The following is an 18,895-nucleotide window of genomic DNA, read 5'->3' as shown; positions in this document are numbered from 1 at the left end:
TTCACTTATAATGCCTTGATAATGAACCTTATTTTACTGATTTGCTATATTTGTTAACAAACCTCTGGAGGTTGACACAGCTTTCAGGCTGTTATTTTCCTGATTTCATCTAACCGTTAACTAAACTAATGCTGTATGATGTTTTTTGTTAAATATGCGGTAAATAATAGGGAAGATAAGGAGCGTAAGAACCGTAGCGGTGATGAGTCCACCAATAACGACAATAGCCAGGGGTTTCTGGGTTTCCGACCCAATGCCTGTCGAAACGGCGGCTGGTAACAGGCCGATAGCGGCCATTAGCGCGGTCATTACCACGGGTCGGATACGCGACCGGACACCCTCCCGAATGGCCTGATCGAGTGGCATGTGGGCTTTGCGGTTGTTGTTGAAAACAGAAATCAGGATAACACCATTCTGTACGCAAATACCGAACAGCGCAATAAACCCTACCCCCGCCGAAATGCCGAAGTTCATGCCTGTGGCGTGCAGGGCCAGAATACCCCCGATAAGCGCAAAGGGTACGTTGATCAGCACGAGACCTGCATCTTTGGCACTGCCGAATAGAATGAACAGAATGACGAAAATAGCGGCCAGACTAATGGGCACCACTTGTCCCAATCGCGCCGTTGCCCGCACCTGATTCTCAAATTCGCCGGTCCAGGTGATGCCGTAGCCCTTGGGCAGGTTTTTGATGGCTTCGTTAACGCGTTGCTGCGCTTCGCCGATCGTACTACCTAAATCCCGCTCCCGTACCGAGAACTTTACGCCAATAAATCGCTTGTTGTTATCGCGGTATACAAAGGCCGGGCCGGTTATTTCGCGCAGGGTGGCAATTTCGCGCAACGGGATTTTGTTGCCGCGCAGGGTAGGCACCATCAGCCGCATAATGTCCTCTTCGGTGCGCCGGTAATCTTCGCCGTAGCGGACACGAATGTCGAATTTGCGTTCACCTTCGTATAAAACAGAAGCCGTTTTACCGCCAATAGCCATTTCAATAACAGACTGGGCATCGGCTGTCGAAACGCCGTAGAGAGCCATTTTCCGGTCGTCGAACAACACGCTGATTTCTGGCTGACCAATGTTCCGCAGTATACCAACATCTTTCACCCCCGGCACATTGCGGATGGCACCAAGGACGGTATTGGCCAGTTTATCGAGGGTTTCCAGATCATCGCCAAAGATTTTAACGGCGTTACTGGCGTTCATACCTGCTACGGCTTCGGCTACGTTGTCGATGATAGGTTGCGAATAGTTATAGTTGATACCCTGAAACTGCTTGAGTCGCCCGTCCATTTCCTCAATCAACTGATCGGTTGTAATCTTGCGCGTCCAGTCGTCTTTGGGCTTCAGGTTCACCTGCATCTGTACGTAGTAGAATCCAGAGGGATCGGTGCCGTCGTTGGATCGGCCTGTTTGCGACAGCACCCCATTCACCTCGGGGAAGTCCATTAGCTTCTGGCGAAGTGTGCGCACCATGCCTACTGTCTGGTTGAGCGAACTGCTCATGGGCAGTTTGGCCTCTACCCACAATGCTCCTTCGTTAAGGGTCGGCAGAAACTCCGAGCCTAGCAGTGTAGCCGAGAAGAACGTGGCACCCATAAAGCCTATTGCCGCCAATAAACTAATTTTCTGATTCAAATAACACCAGCTAAACCCAGCCATAACTGTGCGGTCGAAGAAATTGACCAGCGGATTATTCTTTTCCCGAACGTCTTTTTTAAGCAGGATCGAACATAAAACGGGCACTAGCGTCAGAGTGAACAGGAGCGCACCAAGCAGGGCGAAGCCTAATGTCCAGGCCAGAGGTGAAAACATTTTTCCCTCCACTTTCTGAAAGGAGAAAATAGGCAACAGGGCCGTGATAATGATCAACTTAGAGAAGAAAACGGCTTTCCCCAACTCGCCACCGGTCTTTTTGATGAGACCCAATTTCGCCATGCGGTTGAATTTGGGCATGCCAACGCGATGCGCCTGGTGGTCGAGCGTTACAAAAATGCCCTCGACCATGACGACCGCACCATCAACGATAATGCCAAAATCGACTGCGCCCATCGATAGCAAATTCGCCGACATACCCCGCAGTTTGAGGCACATAAAGGCAAACAAGAGGGCAAGTGGAATAATAATAGACACGATGATCGTAGTCCGCCAGTCGGCCATGAACAGAAACACGATCACCGTAACCAGAATAATACCTTCGGTGAGGTTATGCAGTACGGTTTTGGTACAGAACGAGATCAGGTTGTCACGGTCGTAGAAGGTAACCAGCTTTACATCAGATGGTAAGATGCGCGTGTTGAGGTCCTCGATTTTGGCTTTCACACGTTCCAGCACCTCGCTGGGATTTTCGTTCTTACGCATAACCACAATACCCTCCACCACGTCGTCGTCGTTGTCCAGACCCGCCTGACCCACGCGGGGCAGGTTTGATCCGGCTACTTCGGCTACATTTTTGATAAGTACCGGATTGCCCCCCAGGTCTTCGACGATCAGGTTTTCGATATCGGGAATAGACGTTAAAAGGCCAATGCCCCGCACCACGTAGGCTTGCCCGTTTCGTTCGATCACATCGCCCCCCACGTTGATATTACTGCGGGTTACGGCCTGATAAACTTCCAGCGGGGTGATGTCGTATTTAGCTAATTGAGTAGGGTTTACGCGAATTTCATAGCTCTTTTCACGACCACCGAAGGCCACCACGTCGGCCACCCCCGATACGCTGCGGAGCTGGCGGTCGATAACCCAGTTATGCAGCGTGAGTAACTCGCGGCTGTCGCGGTTGGGCGACTTGAGGGTGAATCGGAAAATTTCGCCGGTGGGGCCGTACGGAGGTTGTACATCGGGCGAAACACCATCGGGCAGTGATATCGAGCGAAGCTGGTTATTGACCTGCTGGCGGGCAAAAAAGTCTTCGACATCGTCCTCAAAAATGATCTTGATGATACTCAGCCCAAACATGGTAATAGAACGAACGCTGGTTTTGCGCTGCACCGAGTTCATACCAATTTCGATGGGCACGGTTACGAAACGTTCAATTTCTTCGGCTGAGCGGCCATTCCATTCTGTCACCACGATAATTTGCGTGTTGGTAACGTCGGGAAAGGCTTCGAGGGGTGTTGTCAGGTAACTGGCGATACCGGCAATAATGAGGCCGGCCGTCATGAAAAATATGAAAAAGCGGTTCCTCAATGAAAAACCCACTACGTTACGGATGAAAGCATTCATACTAAAAAAAGGCGGGTTAATCGTTTAGGGCGTCGTACACCAAAAGTTGATTTTTGGCGATGATCCGTTCGCCCGGTTTAATACCTACGCTGATGTAGGCCACATTACCCAGCGATTTTTGAAGCGTTACCTCGCGGGTTTCAATATCGGTGCGGCTCCGGAACACCATTACATAGTGCTTGGATTTGTCGAAAATGACCGACCCCGCAGGTACTGTAACCATCTGACCGCCATCATCGTAGCGAATGGTAACAGTGGCATGCATTTCGGGGCGGAGCTTCAGTCCCGGATTTGGCAGCCGGATGCGCACAGTCATGGCTTTAGTTCCAGGGTCGAGAACGGTATATAGCTTATCGACTTTTCCCTGGAAAAGCTCATCCGGGTAGGCCAGCGTTTGCATGTCGGCAGTCATGCCGGGTCTTACGCGCCCAATATCGCTTTCGTTAACGTTTGCCAGCACCCACACTTCGCTGATCTGCCCAACGGTGAACAGGCTGTTCGCATTATCGGAGCGGAGCTGCGTTCCCTGATTGACATTTTTTGCGATGATATAGCCCGCTATCGGCGCTTTGACGGTGTAGGTCGACGACTTGCCAACGCCATAAATCCGGTACACTTCCCGAATGCGGCTTACTTCGGCCTGTGCCCGTTCCACTTCTTTCTGAGCGGCAATGACTTCGCGCTGGGAGTTTAGTTTGCTTTCAAACAAATCCTGCGCCACACGGAGGTTCTTTTCGGCCAATAATAAATCGGCCTGCGCCTGTGTATTCTGCCGTTCAAAATCGGCAACTTCGCCCGAGCGGATGGTCGCCAGCGTTTGGCCCTTCTGGACGTAATCGCCCAGTTCTACCTTAACGTTTTCGACGTTTCCACCTACCAGCGGGAACACCTCGATAACCCGATTTTCATCGGCGATGATGCGCCCTACCAGCGTCAGCTCACTGCGTAATGGCTGCGTTCGGGCGGTGTCGATGCGAATTCGACTGAGCATAGTGTCTGACAGCATGAAGGCGGTTGCTTCTTGTGGGGCCGGTTTCGGGTGGCAGGCAGGTAGTAAACCAGTGAGGGCTACCGCACAAAAAAAAGCAAATGGGCGTATGTATGGCAAAGCTTTCATTAGTGATAGAATAGGAGAGGGCATTAGTTGAATAAGTCGTCGCCGATGAGGTAATTGAGTTCTTCGTAGGCGTTGACGCGGTCGGCTTTCAGGCGGTTAAGCTGCCGGACACTCTCGTTGTAGGTTTCAATCAAATCCACAAATTCCAGCAGGGAGATATTGCCCTTCTGGAAACTCGTAACGACACCCTGATTCAGCAACTCGAACTGGTCCGTAAAGCGACCTTCTACCGACTGAACCATCTGTTCTACATCCCGAACTTTTTGAAGAGCGGTAGAAACTTCGTTGGTTACCTGCATGGCACGTTGTTTCTGCAACTGACTTTGGTAGCTAATCTGACTGCGGGCTGCCCGGATCGCTCCCTGATTGCGGTTAAACACCGGTAAATCCATACCAACTGACAGGCCAACGTAGTTTGCAATGTAACTGCCATTCTGGTCGTAGGTGCCGCCCACACGCAGGTCGGGTTTGGCAAGTGCTTTTTGAAGTGTATAATTCAATTCAGCTTGCCGGTTGAGCGACTGAGCCGCCAGCAGGTCAGGGCGGTTGCGGAGGGCAAGGTCCCGAAGTGTATCCTCGGGTTGCGTGGGGATATGATAGCGGGTCAGGGCTTCATTGAGAACAATGGGCTTTATGGGCTGATTAACCGAGAGCAGTGTTCGGATATTTCGCTGATCTTCGGCGAGTTGAAAACGGATTTCGGTACGGTCGTTGCTCAACTGAAACAGCAAGGCTTTGAGCCGAAGTAACTCCCGCAGCGATACGTTATTTCGCTCATATTCGCGTTCATAGGCTGTTACGGTTGTCTGTATCGTGGCAATTTGCCGGTCGTAACGAGCCAGTGTTTGCTGCTGAAAATAAATGGCGTAGAACCGACTGCGGAGGTCGAACCGAAGACCACGTAACAGGTCGAGGAGCTCTAATTCGGTCAGGTGAGCGGCTTCGGTGGCTAAGGCAATCCGTTTGTTTCGTTTGCCAGCGGTGTATAGTAGTTGCTGAATGGATATGATTTTTTCACCCCCGCGCCCAACGTCCAGCACCCGGCTTGTCTGGTTGTTGAACGCACTGATTTCAAGGTTGGCTGTGGGGTTGTCGCGCAGGCTGGCCTGTAGAATCTGTGCCTGACTCACGTCGATTCGAAATCGTTCAGCCAGCAGTAGCAAGTTATTTTTGATAAACAGACTATCGGCTTGCTGTCGGGTAAGTCGTAGTGAGTCCTGCGCACCGACCTGACTGGCCGGAAGCAGGAGTAAAAGTAAAATCCAGGAACGCATTACGGGTGGTTTTGTTGATACCAGCCGCAAAGTTGGTCAGGCTAATCAGGAAGACCGACGAGAAGCGATTAGAAAAAAATTAGATTTCTTTAATAGTAGTTAAAACTGAGGCAATGTTATTGTAAATGTGCTGCCTTGTCCGGGTTCACTTTCTACACGGATGGAGCTATTATGTACTTCCATAATTCGTTGACAAACAGCGAGTCCGATTCCAAAGCCTTCATATGTAACGGCGGCCGGTGCCCGGTAAAAAGGCTCAAAAATATGGGTTTGCTCGTCGGCGCTCAGGCCAATGCCTGTGTCGGTCACGCTAAGCCAAACGTGCTGTGGCTTTGTGCCAATACGAACCTGAGCCCGGCGGTCATCTGCGTATTTACAGGCGTTCTCGAGCAAATTCAGCACAACTCGTATTAACAGCGATTCGTTGCCGAGTACCCGCATATCGGTTTCTGTTTCGGGAGGTTTGTCGTACTGGAATTGGACAATATAGTCGGGATTCGAAGTGAGCAATTCTTCCTGAGCCGCAAATAATACATCGTCGAGTCGTACTGAGGTCATGGTTACAGCTTCCAGATTTTCGAGTGTTCGGGCTAATAGCAGCAGGCTATTGGAAAGGGCAATGAGCCGATCGGTATCGAACAGCAGGTTTTGGAGTATTTCAGTATATCGATCGGTAGAAAGCGGCCTGCGAAGCCCAAGCTGAATTTCTGATTTGAGAGCGGCCAGCGGTGTTCGGAGTTCGTGCGATGCGTGCGACACGAAACTACGCTGCTGCTCAAAAGCCTGTTCAAGCCGCTGTAGTACGGCATTGAAGTTGACAGCCAACTGGTCTATCTCATCCTGCCGTTTGCCTTCATCAAGCCGTTGCCGCAGGTTTCGGGCGGTAATAGTTTGCACTTGGCGGTTTATATGGCCGATGGGTTGCAGCGACTGCCCGGCAAAGAAAAAGCCCAGCACTACAGTTAATCCAATGCCACCAAACAAACCCCAAACGAGCGTTAAGTATAGATTGGCTAATTTACTTTGCCCAAACTGATCATAGGCTGACGCCAGAACGACCAACCGCTGTCCATTGGCTTCATATAGAATACCAACCAGTTCATTGTCGCCGTTGGTTGTTTCCACTTCTTTATTTCGGCGAACGGCATCGAGCAAATCGGGCTGGTAGCGAACCGGATGATCATCGACGCTGCTGTACACCAATTGATTTCGTTCATCCAGAACGAGTACTTTCTCATCAATCATAGCCGTCAATGTATTCCGGTCGATGATCCTGAGCAGGTCGTGGTCTACTTCTTTTACTTCAACCAAAAACCGGACCGTCGTACGGGCTTTGCTTTTGAGCCGTTCGTAGAACTCTTCGCGCCGATACGTAGCCGAAACGAAGTAGATCAGTAACGAAAACCCAATTAAAATTGACGCGACAATGATCGTGAACTGGCCAGATATTCGGTTGTGAATGGTCATGTTTGTTCGTCTTTCAGAACATACCCATAGCCAGAGCGCGTATGAATAAGTTTGGGTGAAAAGTCGCGATCCACTTTTTTACGCAGATAGTTTATGTAAACCTCCACCACGTTGGTGCCCGTGTCGAATGGCATACTCCAGACATGCTCGGTCAGTTCGAGTCGCGATACCGCTCGACCGGCATGTTGCATGAGGTACTCCAGCAGAATAAACTCTTTGGTTGTCAAGTCAACAAGGGTTGTATCCCGGTGAACCTGGCGGTTGGTCCGGTTCAATGTCAGGTTGGCTACCTGGATAATGTCGTCCGGTTCAGGGCGGAGGTCAACCCGGCGCAGGCAGGCAGCCACACGCGCCAGCAACTCCCGAAAATCAAAGGGTTTTACTAAATAATCGTCGGCACCAGCACCCAGCCCAGTCACTTTATCTTCGATCTCGCCGAGGGCTGTGAGCATTAACACAGGCAGGTGCGGATTTTTGACTCGTAACTCGCGGCACAAATCATAGCCATTGAGGCCCGGCAGGTTCACGTCCAGAATCACTAAATCAAAGTCATTCGAGAACGCTTTTTCCCGGCCATGAATGCCATCGTAGGCAATATCCGTCGCATAGCCTTCATCTGTCAGACCCCGACTTATATTTTGGGCAATACGCCGGTCGTCTTCAACAAGCAGGATTGTTTTCATAAGAACTGCTGTACTGGCCAAGCCGTAAAAATTACTCCTTTAGGTTAACTTAATGAATAAGATAGTAAAATAATTGATACTGGCTTATGAGTCGATTTAGCCTGACGTCGACTGTGTCTAGGTAGATTGCCTGATTAATGGGTAAAAAAAAGCCCGGCTTTGTGGGCCGGGCAATGTTATTACAAACAAATAAGTCACGAGCTCCGTTTCTTACCGTTTCCGCTTGAGCGATGTTCTGGCTGCAACTTCGGCCTGGAACTTAACCTTCAATTTCCGATCAAGCTCTTTATCGCGAGGTACGAAGATGCTGGTTTTGCCGTCTGAAGATTTGAGCATCCAGTAGACACTATCAGTGGTAGGGGGAATGGAGGTGTACGTTTGTTGGCTCATAACCTAGGGGATAATAATGAGTTCATGCGTCCTCATGGAGGCATGTCTATTCAGACAACCCTATTTTTCCCTAATTAGTGTCATATAGAGTCAAATAGCTCTTAGAATAAGTCAAAAAAAGCTATACTGCCTGTTTTGGGGCCTCAACGACCGGCTTTGGAGCCTCAGCTACCTGTTTGGAAACGTCAACTGCGTTTGGACCTTTAGGCGTCATCTCGATAGAAAATGATACCTTGTCGTGTTCACTTATGGCGTCTTTCAACCCATTGATATGAACGAAGATACTCTCCTGGCTTTGAAGATCTTTGATAAAGCCATAGCCTTTGGAATCATTAAAGAAGGTAACAACCCCTTGTCTGATCAAATCCTGTGGTGCGCCCGGCTCTTGCTTGGCTACGCCGATCTGGATGTCTTCCTGATCAATGCGTTTCTTTTTTCTTGGGTCGGGGGGGGTCGACGAAATATTTCCGTTTTCATCGACATAAGCCAACATTTCGTCAAGGCGTTGCCCTTTCACGGCGTTGGCTTTCCGGTCTTCTTTCTTTTCTTCCTTGTCTTTTCTCTTTTTTTGTCTTGCCTTTTCTTTTTCTTTTTTACTAAATGTCTCCATTCCTGAGGTTTATTCTTGTGAGATTTACATGCCTTTGTTGAGCATAGTGCTATCGAAAGAGGTGGATTAAGGAGATTGAAAACCTGATTAATAATGCGGATCTAGCCGCCCCACCTTATAGTAAACCCTAAACGGTTGAAATAAGTTGATGCACGTATGACTGATTCCAAAATTGGCAAGCTTTTACAGTAATACGGTATAGTATGTGGGTTAGTTAGACCCCACTGAAAGTAGGGCTGATTCCCTTTAAAGGGATTCTCACGCACCCTGCAACCAATAAATAGGTTAGTACAAAATAGTTAAAATAAGCTACAGATAGCTGTTGATCAACGAAGAGCCGGGAAATTTAAAAAGCCCGATTACAGCGTAATCGGGCTTTGTATTACTATACCTAATTTTATTGAACAAAATAACATATAGACGAGAGTCCACCTAAACCTATCCCTTTTATAAATAGGTTTGATTAAAAAAAAGTTAATTTGATTCAGTAGGTGTCTCCTTTATATAAGGTGTCTCATTATAGCTATGCTTTTCAGAAACCACAATGAACATGGCCCAATCAGCCTGCATATCGAGCCTGCATCTTTTTGATAAACTTGAGGCCATTTTCGGCAATGTCCCAAGGGTCGTTATACTCCCGCCAGACGTTGATCGAATTGGCGAAATCAATATCATTGCGTGTGAAGGCCTCTATGGTCATCCAGCCAGTATAGTTTATTTCGGCCAGGGTTTTAAACGTATCATCCCATGGAATATGCCCATCGCCGGGTGTGCCCCGGTCGTTTTCGCTGATGTGAACGTGGGCCAGTACCGGTGCAATGGTGCGAATGGCGTCCGGAAACCGTTTCTCTTCCATGTTGGCGTGGTGGGTGTCGAACATGGCCCGAACGTTTGAGTGGTCGGTTCGGCGGATCAAATCCAGCAACTGGCTCATGGTGTTGCAGAGGTAACATTCAAAGCGGTTCAGAGCTTCGGGTGCGAGAATAATGTTTGCCTGTTTGGCGTACTCTCCGACAGCATGCAGCACCTCGGCGCTATGCTTGTATTCGTCAGGCTGGGGTTCACGTCGGCTAAAGGTGGCGAAGGCGGAGTGCATGGGGCCGCAAATAACCGACGCGTTCATGGCCTGAGCCCGGTCGATAGCGCTTTTTATAAAATCGACGGCCTGTTCGCGCACCTTAGCTGATTCGCTCACCGGGTTTTGATCGGGACCAACAACCATGACGCAGGTGCTTTTTAACCCCAATTGGGCCAAATGCCCGCCAAACTTCTGATAAGCAGCAACCGGCTGATCGCCTATAAAACACTCAACGCCGTCGTAACCTATGGTTTTCAGCCGTTCGGTTATGGGGTTCAATTTTTCCGACATAACGGCCGACCAGGCCAAAACATTAAATCCAACGGGCGACATCGACTTTGGTGTTATCGGTAAAGATGACATAAACAGGTAGATAAGGGGACGTGTATTGGCTATGGTTTAGGGTGGCCATAGGGAACATTAATAGCTAGTTTGCCTTTCCACTTTTTGGGAACGGGCAGGCCCAACTCCCAGTGTATAGCATTGATAACCAGTCGCTGAAAGGATTCTACCTGAAAATCTTCCGGATGGCCAAGAGTGGTCATGAAGGCTTTACCGCCCCATTCATTTTTCCAGGTCCAGGCCACCGGGTTGTCGATGGCGTCCTTGTCGGGGTTAACCGATTTACCCATCAACAGCGGCACGTAGCCTTTGGCCGGATAATCGGGCAAGACGCGGTAAAGCCACGACGACGCATGAAAACTTGGCGCTACCCCTGTTAATATTGGGTTTTTCGAGGCCTCTGGAACGATGGTAACATCGGTCGTGCTTTTGTGACCGTAGTGCGTATGCTGCGCTTTTCCGCCCCAGCCCGGCGGGGCGCCAAAGGCAAACTCACCAAATGAATTCCACCGTTGTCGCAGGTCACCTTCCGGATAGTTGAAGGCGTGGGTAGTGGTTCGGAACCCCATGACCGGTTTTCCTGATTTCAGGTAGTCATCAATGTAATTGAGTTGTTCCTGCGGAAGTTGACGCCAACGTAGGTAAAAAACGGCCAGATCGGCCTCCTTAAGGGCCTCCAGACCAGGAATATCTTTTTCGCCATTGTAGTCTGGATACGCCTTCAAGACTTTCGTGCGCATACCGTAGTTTTTCTCCAGTTCGGCAGCAATGAACGGTAAGGTGAGTTCGCCACTGTACTCATGGTCGCCCGTAACGAATACCACATAGGGCTTGGCCGCTTTTGATGAAGCATGGGATAAGGCATCAGCAAAGGATTTTGTTTCTATCAGGCTTGCTAAAGTGGTTAATCCCAGTAAGCCTGTTGCCTGCTGTAGAAAAGCTCTGCGATTCGTATTCATAAAGAGTAAATAGCGTTTAAGGCAAATTAAACAATAGCCGGTTGATTGCGACTGGCCAGCGGGTCATTACATCTAAAGGGAACCGGCGGCAATAATGTTGGTGATAATTCCCGGTACAAATCAGTAAAGCGGTAAGGTGTTCGTTTTTCCTGATTACGATTAAAAATAATATGTAACCGCCGAGTTGCCAGATGCTTTGTTGCAGAGGTTGTATTGAAATTACGTCAAATCGGTTGTGCGTTGACAGACTATCTGGTTTTGTGTATTTGTATCGAACAAGCTGGTTATTGAATCGTTATACGAAGGCAAAGCCAATACTTTTTTGCTTAAAAAGTGGCTTTGGATTGCTAATCACATTACTTTCGTTCGGGTTAGTGAATGTGTCGCCTTATTAAAAACGTTATGAATCTGCACTTTACGATGGACAAGGCTGCTTATACTAACATGCTGGCTGGCCTGAATAGTCTACACTTTACGGAGCGGAAAGGAAACCTGACCGACTTTCGGCTGTATTACGATGACTTATGGCTGTCTGACACGGCTGTGATTGAAAATCTGCGTCTGTATCGGGGAGAGTGGGAGGTGGAGCTGATTTTTGCCCATACCGGGAATCCTCTCAAATTCATAAAACGCCGGATAACGTCTCATTCCTGTCCGAAACGAGCCGCACAGCAAGCCCATTATATGCGTCGCCTGGCGGCCAAAGATCAACGGGGAACGCTCACCGTCTCAGCCGATCAACTAAAGAATGTCTGTCTGAATTGATTCTATATGCCCGTCTCGACTAAGGAACGCATTTTGAACGCATCCGTCCGACTCTTCAACGAGCATGGGGTCGATGCGGTGCGCCTTCAGCAGATAGCTGAAGAGATAGGCATTAGTGTAGGGAATCTGGCGTATCATTTTAAGACAAAAGATGCCATTGTTGAGTCAGTTTATGAGCAGGTTCTCGATGAGTTTGCTCATATCTTTCGCCAATACCTTCAGGCACCGGAACTAGCCGCCTTCGATCAGCAGATCAGCTTGTATTACCAGTTTTTTCAAAACTACCAATTCTACCTGGCCGAATTCTTCAAAACGAACCCTGAACAAACAAGACAGCAACTTCAATGGCAACGGGCAGTCAACAAAATGCTGATCCAGCTTCGCAGTTGGCTCGATTTCCACGTTCAGCGGACTATGTTACGCCCCGAGGATAGTCCAGAGCAGTATGATCAACTGGCGCAGTCACTCTGGATGACGCTCGTATTTTTGCCCGCATTTGCTGCCATGCGCGGGCAGACGACTACCGAGCTAAGCTACAAACAAGCCGTTTGGGAACACCTGCGCCCATACTTTACCACAGAAGGTATCGCTGAATTCGAAACATTAGTGCTACCCATGTTGGCTTAGTGCTCAAAAAAGGTTACACCCAGTACAAATTTCTCTTTCTTTCCTGTCAACAATCAGTTATTTGGCTGTTTTGCGTCATCGGTTTATAAATTGATGGAGTCAACCTTGCACTAACCTTAGAAAAAAATTAGAAAAAATTTTCTAATTCAGAATTATAATTACATTTGTACTTCTTATAATTCAAAAATCCCGAATCTTTACACCCCCGTTTCGCATGGCTAACGTTTTATGGCTTCAGGGAGGAGCGTGCAGCGGCAACACGATGTCGTTCCTTAATGCTGAGGAGCCCACAGTTGTCGAATTAGTTACCGATTTTGGTGTCAACATCCTCTGGCACCCGTCTATTGGCCTCGAAATCGGCGAGCAGGTAACAGATCTGCTCAACGATATCGTCAGCGGCCGTACGCAATGCGATATACTCGTGTATGAAGGCAGTATTATTCAGGGGCCGCACGGTAGTGGTACCATGAATTTCTTTGCTGATCGTCCCATGCAGGACTGGGTTCGGGATCTGTCGAAAGTAGTTGGGCGATTGTGCCACCTGGGGTGGTATTCCGGCTGTGGCACCTAACCCCAGCGAATCGACAGGGATGCAGTTTTTGCGGAAGGGTAAAGGTGGTTTCCTGGGATCTGACTATGTATCGAAGGGCGGTTTGCCGGTGATCAACATTCCCGGTTGCCCGGCTCACCCCGACTGGATTACGCAAATTCTGGTGGCCATTTCTACAGGCCGCATCGGCGATATATTAATTGACGAATACCATCGCCCCAAAACGTTCTTCACCGACTTTGTGCAAACGGGCTGTACCAACGTGATCAGCTTCGCTCAAAAAGTTGATGGCGGCTTTGGTAAGCGAGGTGGTTGTTTGTTTTATGAGGTAGGTTGCCGTGGGCCAATGACCCGCGCCAGTTGCAACCGGATTCTGTGGAACCGGCATTCGAGCAAGACCCGCGCCAATCACCCTTGCCTGGGCTGTACGGAGCCGGGTTTTCCGCACCATGACCTGGCAAAAGGCAGCATCTTTAAAACGATGCATTACCTGGGTTTCCTGCCTAAAGAAGTGCCAGAAGGTACCTCAAAACTAGGCTATTATCTCCGGGCGGGATTTGAGAAAGTCATTTCCGGCAGCGAACGTCTTGTTGGCGTCGATCAACCCCAGTTTTCCTCTTCCAAATAATATAATGAGTGAAAGAGTGAAAGAGCGAACCGCCGATGCATTGCTTTTTTGTAAGATGGCATTCACTCTTTCGCTCTTTCACCCTTTCACCACTCTACACATGGCAACGCAGAAAGAATTAAATATATCGCCGGTTGGGCGGGTTGAGGGCGACCTCGACGTAAAGGTTTATATGGAAGACGGTGTCGTGACGCGGGCGCATACGCAGGCGGCCATGTTCCGGGGCTTCGAAAAAATTATGCAGGGCAAAGATCCGCAGGCGGGTCTAATTGTAACACCCCGTATTTGTGGTATTTGTGGCGGTTCTCACCTCTATTGTGCCTCATCGGCACTGGACACAGCCTGGAAAACGACCCTGCCGCCTAACGCACTCTTGCTGCGGGCTATTGGGCAGGCTACCGAAACTATCCAGAGTATTCCGCGCTGGTTTTATGCCATTTTCGCTACCGATATGGCAAATAAAAAATTCGCCAACAAGCCGCTTTACGATGAAGTCGTAAAACGCTTTGCCGCCTATGTGGGCACCTCGTTTCAACAGGGAGTTTCGGCCAGTGGGCGTCCGGTAGAAGTGTATGCCCTCTTTGGCGGTCAGTGGCCGCATTCGAGCTACATGGTGCCGGGGGGCGTAATGTGCGCCCCGACACTTAAAGACATCACCCGCGCGCACGCCATCATGAACCAGTTCCGCAAAGACTGGCTCGAATCACTCTGGTTAGGCTGTTCGATTGAGCGCTATATGCAAATCAAAACCTGGGACGATCTTATGGCCTGGGTAGAAGAAAACGATTCGCAGCGTAACTCTGACCTGGGCTTGTTCATCCGGGCAAGTCTGGAATTTGGTCTGCACAAATTCGGGCAGGGGGTAGGCAAGTTTATTGCGTATGGCACCTACCTGCACAAAGATCATTACCAGAAACCGACTGTAGAAGGCCGAAATGCAGCGTTGATTAGCCGGAGCGGCTTCTTCGATGGTAAAAAATACCACGTCTTCGACCACCTGAGCATTAAAGAACACGTAGGTCATGCCTGGTATGCCGACGTTCCGGCAGCTCACCCCTGGGATGAACCCATGCCGACGCCCTTGCAGTCGCATACCCTGGCCGACTCGAATTTTAACGAAAAATACAGCTGGTCAAAAGCACCCCGCTACATGGACATGGCTGCTGAGGCTGGTCCGCTGGCGCGTGTGCTCATGAACGCTAACCCGGACAACCTGCTGCCGCACCAGGTCTTTGACCCCCTGTTTGGCGATGTGATCGAAAAGTTAGGGACGAACGTATTTACCCGTACGTTAGCCCGCGTTCATGAAGCGGCCCGCCTGTACACCCAAATTGATGAGTGGCTCCGTCAGGTAGACCTCAACGATGAGTTTTATATCAAACCCGAAGAGCGCGACGGCAAAGGGTTTGGCGCTACCGAAGCCGCCCGTGGTGCCTTGGCGCACTGGATTGAGATCGAAGACGGTGTTATCAAAAACTACCAGGTGATGGCTCCCACGACCTGGAACGTTGGCCCGAACGACGACCGGGGAAACCCCGGCCCCATTGAAGCGGCCCTCGAAGGTACCGAAATTGAAGACCCACACGATCCTGTCGAAGTAGGCATGGTAGCTCGTTCGTTCGACTCCTGCCTGGTTTGCACCGTCCACGCCCACGATGGAAAATCGGGCAAGGAAATGGCGAAGTTTAAATTATAAAGAGCGAAGGGTGAATGAGTGAAAGAGCGAAATCGGACCGCCCGCTGATTCGCTCTTTCATTCTTTCACTCATTCTATCATTCACATGAAAAAGACCGCCATTATGGGTTTTGGCAACCCCGTTCGCAGCGATGACGGCGTGGGTTGTTATGTAATCGATCAACTCCGGGAATCACTTGGTGAGCAACCCGGAGTTAATTTATTTGATATGGGTACGTCGGCGTTCGAGGTACTGTTTCAGTTGCGTGGTCACGAACGGATTCTGATTGTCGATGCGGTGATCAATACGGGCGAGACTCCCGGTACGCTCTACAAACTGCCGGCTCATGAAGTAGAAGCGGCTATTCAGGACGACCCGATGGTGTTTCTGCACAGTTTGAAATGGGATCAGGCACTATCATATGCCCGCAAAATTTTGCTCAACGATTACCCTGACGATATACAGGTGTATCTGATTGCGGTCGATAATCTCAAATTGGAAGTAAATCTATCCGATGTAGTGAAGGACGCCGGTGATCGTGTCGTAGCCTTAATGCGTGAAGATATCCTGCGAACCGTATGAGTGCCGTTCGCCTGAAGAATAGTTATTTGCTTATCGAGGCATCCGTTGCCAGCGTTGCGTTTGGCGACGATTTTCAGGTAAGTGTCGTGTATTATACCGAGCGGCAAACGTTGCTGGTGGCGGGTAAGTCGAAAGCGTTTTTTGAGAAGCTACACAAAACCGGTTGGCTACTTCTGAAAGATCGAAATCTGTTGGGCGACAAGTCGGTGAACATTCGCGAACTACTGATTGATAACGACCTTGATGATACTGACCGCGACTTAGCATACGAGTTAAAAACAACTGGCATTTTGAGTATTACGCTCTAACCCCACGTTATGTATTACCTGACTATACAAACCGACGATATAGCTTCTGTTACACAGGCCATTCATTCCGAATTTCGGCTTGACGAACTGGTAGAGATTAGCCCGCTAACCGATACCCGGTCAGACTCAGGTACGATACTTGTTACCGAGGGCACTATTCAATTGCCGCTCGATTGGAGTGAAACATTACCCCCTATTTTACTCCCGCATCCACTGGCTTTCTCGCCCGATAATCTGCTGTCGTTTGTATTTATGCGATTAGACAACTGGGAGAAAGCCTATGCCTACGCCCGGTATAGAGATGCCGGGCGCGATCGCTTGCTTGCCGACACCATCGACCTTACAAACCGCTTGCAGTCGGGCGTATCGCTGGTTGCACCCGTGCGGCCCGTCAACGGGGTAGGTACGTTTGAAACCTATCGTCGCTGGCACAACCGGGCTGTCGCGTTGCACTATGGTAACCTCGAAAGCAGTGCAAACGACGATGTGGCCGAAGCTGTGGTGAAAGCCTATAAATCGGCAGTAGAACTTGCGCCTAATGTTGATTATCAGGCTTATACCGCCAAACAATTCGCTACCCTGCTGCTCGATACGGGGCAACTAACTGAGGCTAACCATGTACTGGAACAAGCAAGCGTTTCTGAACTAAGCGACACGGCCAAACACGAATTGCTGGCTGTTCAATATGCCGTTTGGCTTCAACAGTTAGTCGTTCCTTACGATACCGGATTGCTGGAAAAGACGAAAACCGCGCTTTGGCAGGTACTGCAATATTATGAAGCCCAGCAGCGCTCTATTCAGGTAGGTTTGTTGCTGGTCGATGCTGCACAGGTGGCCACGTTTGCCAATAGTTTTTCTGAAGCCCTTGGCTATATCAGTCGTGCGGTTACCATTTTCGATAGTGAAGATATGCCCGAACTACTGGCCAACGCGCAGTACCGAAAGGGTGTACTACTCTACACCTGGGCGCAAAACGGAAACCCGCAGTTTTACCGCCCGGCTATGGAAGCTTACCAGCAAGCCCTCAAGGTATTTACGCAGGAAAGTGCCCCCGGTATTTTTGCCGAAATTCAGCACCACCTCGGGGTTATTTTTGCCGAAATCCCCGACGAAGTCAAGAAGAAAAGCATTTGGGCAGCCGTGTCATCCAGTTCGTTTCAACAGGCATTGGCGTATTTCACCCGTGAGGAGTTTCCTTATGAGTATGCCACGGTTTGCAACCACTATGCCAATGCGCTGACGAAATATCCATTGGCCCGGAAGTCCGACAACTATGCCAAGGCCATTGGCTATTACCGGGATGCTTTGCGGGTTCGCACCGCCGAAGCCTATCCGTATGAACGGGCATTAACCATCCTGAACTACCTCGAAGCGGGCTGGTACGTCGGCGAAGACGACCCGCAAAACCAGCGGGCACTCTTCAACGATATGGTTAATAAAGCGAATGAAGTCCGGTCGTTGGTAGCCGACGAAGCCCTTATTCGGGATGCCGATCTGCATCTGGAACGACTGGGTGAATTGGTCCTTAGTAACGAATAACGACCATGCATGAGATTTCATTGGTCCGTAATATTTTCCGAACGCTGGAGGAGGAGTTTCCCACCGATATGAATCGGATTCGGGGTATTTACCTGAAAGCCGGGCTACTCTCAAATGTGCAGCCAATACTGATGCAAAATGCGTTTGCGGCTGTATTGGATGATGAGCCGAAGTATCAGCAAACGAGCCTGCATGTAGAAGTGCTGCCAATTCTGATTCATTGCGACGACTGCGATAAAACGACCGAAGTGCAGCAGTATAGGTTTGTGTGCTCGTGTGGAAAACCCAGCCGAAACGTCGTGCAGGGAGAAGAGCTGCTGATAAGCAAAGTGGAGTTTGAAGACTAATAACGATTAACCAATGACAACTGCCAGACCCAAATCAAATCAGGCTTCTGTAGGAGCCGTGCAGTGCGAAAATACAACGCTGAATCTGCTGAAGGTCAATGATTTTGTGGCGAAAGCCATCCGGGATCGTTTGCCCGATGTGTTGGTGATTAACGTCTGCTCATCGCCGGGCAGCGGCAAAACCACCCTCATGCAGGAAACAGGAAAGCGGCTGGCCGGTCGGCTAAACATGGCTGTGCTGGTGGGCGACCCCAAAACCGAACGCGACGCCATCAGGATGCGGGATGTGGGAATCAACGCTCTGCAAATCGTGACGGGGGGCATGTGCCATATTGAAGCGCAGATGATCTATCAGGCGCTCGACCATATCGATCTGACGGGCGTGGACGTGCTGTTTATCGAAAACGTAGGCAATCTGGTTTGTCCGGCGGCTTTTGACCTCGGCGAAGACCTGCGCGTAACGTTGCTGGCGACAACCGAAGGCGACGATAAACCAAAAAAATACCCGCGCATGTTCCTGACCAGCGAGTTAATGGTCGTCTCAAAGGCGGATTTGCTTCCCTATGTACCGTTCAAGGTTGAGAACGTAATTCAGGACGCCCGCGATGTAAATCCCGATATTGAGGTACTGACCATTTCCAGCACCACCGGCGAGGGCCTGGATGAATGGTGTAACTGGCTACTGGCCAAAGTAGAAGCAAAGAGTGAAAGAGTGATACCGGCGTAAG

The 18,895-nt window shown here is 49.7% G+C and carries 19 protein-coding genes; 10 read left to right on the top strand and 9 right to left on the bottom strand.

Annotation, left to right across the window (positions count from 1 at the left end):
- Positions 1–120: 120 nt before the first annotated feature.
- The 9 genes from CWM47_RS29000 to CWM47_RS28960 form a co-directional block, all read right to left on the bottom strand.
- Positions 121–3,225, bottom strand: coding sequence for an efflux RND transporter permease subunit (locus CWM47_RS29000; protein WP_100992084.1), 3,105 nt, complete (start codon positions 3,223–3,225; stop codon positions 121–123).
- Between the two features lie 16 nt (positions 3,226–3,241).
- Complete coding sequence (locus tag CWM47_RS28995) at positions 3,242–4,342, bottom strand: efflux RND transporter periplasmic adaptor subunit (protein ID WP_240625513.1); 1,101 nt, start codon at positions 4,340–4,342, stop codon at positions 3,242–3,244.
- A 23-nt stretch (positions 4,343–4,365) separates the two neighbouring features.
- Entirely contained in the window at positions 4,366–5,616 is a 1,251-nt protein-coding gene (locus CWM47_RS28990) for a TolC family protein (protein ID WP_100992082.1), read from the bottom strand.
- 99 nt (positions 5,617–5,715) lie between these two features.
- On the bottom strand, positions 5,716–7,083 hold the full coding sequence (locus tag CWM47_RS28985) for a sensor histidine kinase (RefSeq protein WP_100992081.1): 1,368 nt from the start codon (positions 7,081–7,083) through the stop codon (positions 5,716–5,718).
- Positions 7,080–7,766: a response regulator transcription factor gene (locus CWM47_RS28980; protein WP_100994102.1), complete on the bottom strand. Its 687-nt coding sequence runs from the start codon at positions 7,764–7,766 to the stop codon at positions 7,080–7,082. Before CWM47_RS28980 ends, CWM47_RS28985 begins: the two co-directional genes overlap by 4 nt.
- A gap of 210 nt (positions 7,767–7,976) precedes the next feature.
- Entirely contained in the window at positions 7,977–8,156 is a 180-nt protein-coding gene (locus CWM47_RS28975) for a hypothetical protein (RefSeq protein ID WP_100992080.1), read from the bottom strand.
- Positions 8,157–8,277: 121 nt separating this feature from the next.
- Positions 8,278–8,766 (bottom strand): cold-shock protein, encoded by a 489-nt coding sequence (locus CWM47_RS28970; protein WP_100992079.1) that lies wholly within the window; start codon positions 8,764–8,766, stop codon positions 8,278–8,280.
- 559 nt (positions 8,767–9,325) lie between these two features.
- Positions 9,326–10,177, bottom strand: a complete 852-nt coding sequence (locus CWM47_RS28965) for a sugar phosphate isomerase/epimerase family protein (protein WP_100992078.1) — start codon at positions 10,175–10,177, stop codon at positions 9,326–9,328.
- A 59-nt stretch (positions 10,178–10,236) separates the two neighbouring features.
- Complete coding sequence (locus CWM47_RS28960) at positions 10,237–11,145, bottom strand: ThuA domain-containing protein (protein WP_100992077.1); 909 nt, start codon at positions 11,143–11,145, stop codon at positions 10,237–10,239.
- A gap of 402 nt (positions 11,146–11,547) precedes the next feature.
- On the opposite strand from CWM47_RS28960, the gene CWM47_RS28955 reads away from it, so the two are divergent.
- The 10 genes from CWM47_RS28955 (at position 11,548) to hypB (ending at position 18,894) form a co-directional block, all read left to right on the top strand.
- A complete protein-coding gene (locus tag CWM47_RS28955; protein WP_100992076.1) occupies positions 11,548–11,910 on the top strand; it encodes a hypothetical protein in 363 nt (120 codons plus the stop codon).
- A 6-nt stretch (positions 11,911–11,916) separates the two neighbouring features.
- The gene (locus CWM47_RS28950; protein WP_100992075.1) at positions 11,917–12,537 is read left to right on the top strand and encodes a TetR/AcrR family transcriptional regulator; all 621 of its coding nucleotides are present in this window, start codon (positions 11,917–11,919) and stop codon (positions 12,535–12,537) included.
- A 214-nt stretch (positions 12,538–12,751) separates the two neighbouring features.
- Entirely contained in the window at positions 12,752–13,108 is a 357-nt protein-coding gene (locus CWM47_RS39430; protein ID WP_262511982.1) for an NADH-quinone oxidoreductase subunit B family protein, read from the top strand.
- Entirely contained in the window at positions 13,062–13,715 is a 654-nt protein-coding gene (locus tag CWM47_RS39425; RefSeq protein ID WP_262511981.1) for an NADH-quinone oxidoreductase subunit B family protein, read from the top strand. Before CWM47_RS39430 ends, CWM47_RS39425 begins: the two co-directional genes overlap by 47 nt.
- Positions 13,716–13,815: 100 nt before the next feature.
- Positions 13,816–15,411 (top strand): nickel-dependent hydrogenase large subunit, encoded by a 1,596-nt coding sequence (locus CWM47_RS28940; protein WP_100992074.1) that lies wholly within the window; start codon positions 13,816–13,818, stop codon positions 15,409–15,411.
- Positions 15,412–15,496: 85 nt separating this feature from the next.
- Positions 15,497–15,973 (top strand): hydrogenase maturation protease, encoded by a 477-nt coding sequence (locus CWM47_RS28935; protein ID WP_100992073.1) that lies wholly within the window; start codon positions 15,497–15,499, stop codon positions 15,971–15,973.
- Positions 15,970–16,281 (top strand): hypothetical protein, encoded by a 312-nt coding sequence (locus CWM47_RS28930; protein WP_100992072.1) that lies wholly within the window; start codon positions 15,970–15,972, stop codon positions 16,279–16,281. Before CWM47_RS28935 ends, CWM47_RS28930 begins: the two co-directional genes overlap by 4 nt.
- 9 nt (positions 16,282–16,290) lie before the next feature.
- Entirely contained in the window at positions 16,291–17,820 is a 1,530-nt protein-coding gene (locus tag CWM47_RS28925) for a tetratricopeptide repeat protein (RefSeq protein WP_100992071.1), read from the top strand.
- A 5-nt stretch (positions 17,821–17,825) separates the two neighbouring features.
- Positions 17,826–18,167, top strand: coding sequence for a hydrogenase maturation nickel metallochaperone HypA/HybF (locus CWM47_RS28920; RefSeq protein WP_100992070.1), 342 nt, complete (start codon positions 17,826–17,828; stop codon positions 18,165–18,167).
- Between the two features lie 13 nt (positions 18,168–18,180).
- Entirely contained in the window at positions 18,181–18,894 is a 714-nt protein-coding gene (hypB, locus tag CWM47_RS28915; RefSeq protein WP_100992069.1) for a hydrogenase nickel incorporation protein HypB, read from the top strand.
- The last annotated feature ends 1 nt before the right edge of the window (position 18,895 follow it).

This window comes from Spirosoma pollinicola (assembly GCF_002831565.1).
GTDB classification, from domain to species: Bacteria; Bacteroidota; Bacteroidia; order Cytophagales; family Spirosomataceae; genus Spirosoma; species Spirosoma pollinicola.
Note: the sequence above shows the minus strand (reverse complement) of the source record. Positions and strands in the feature narration are given on the sequence as shown.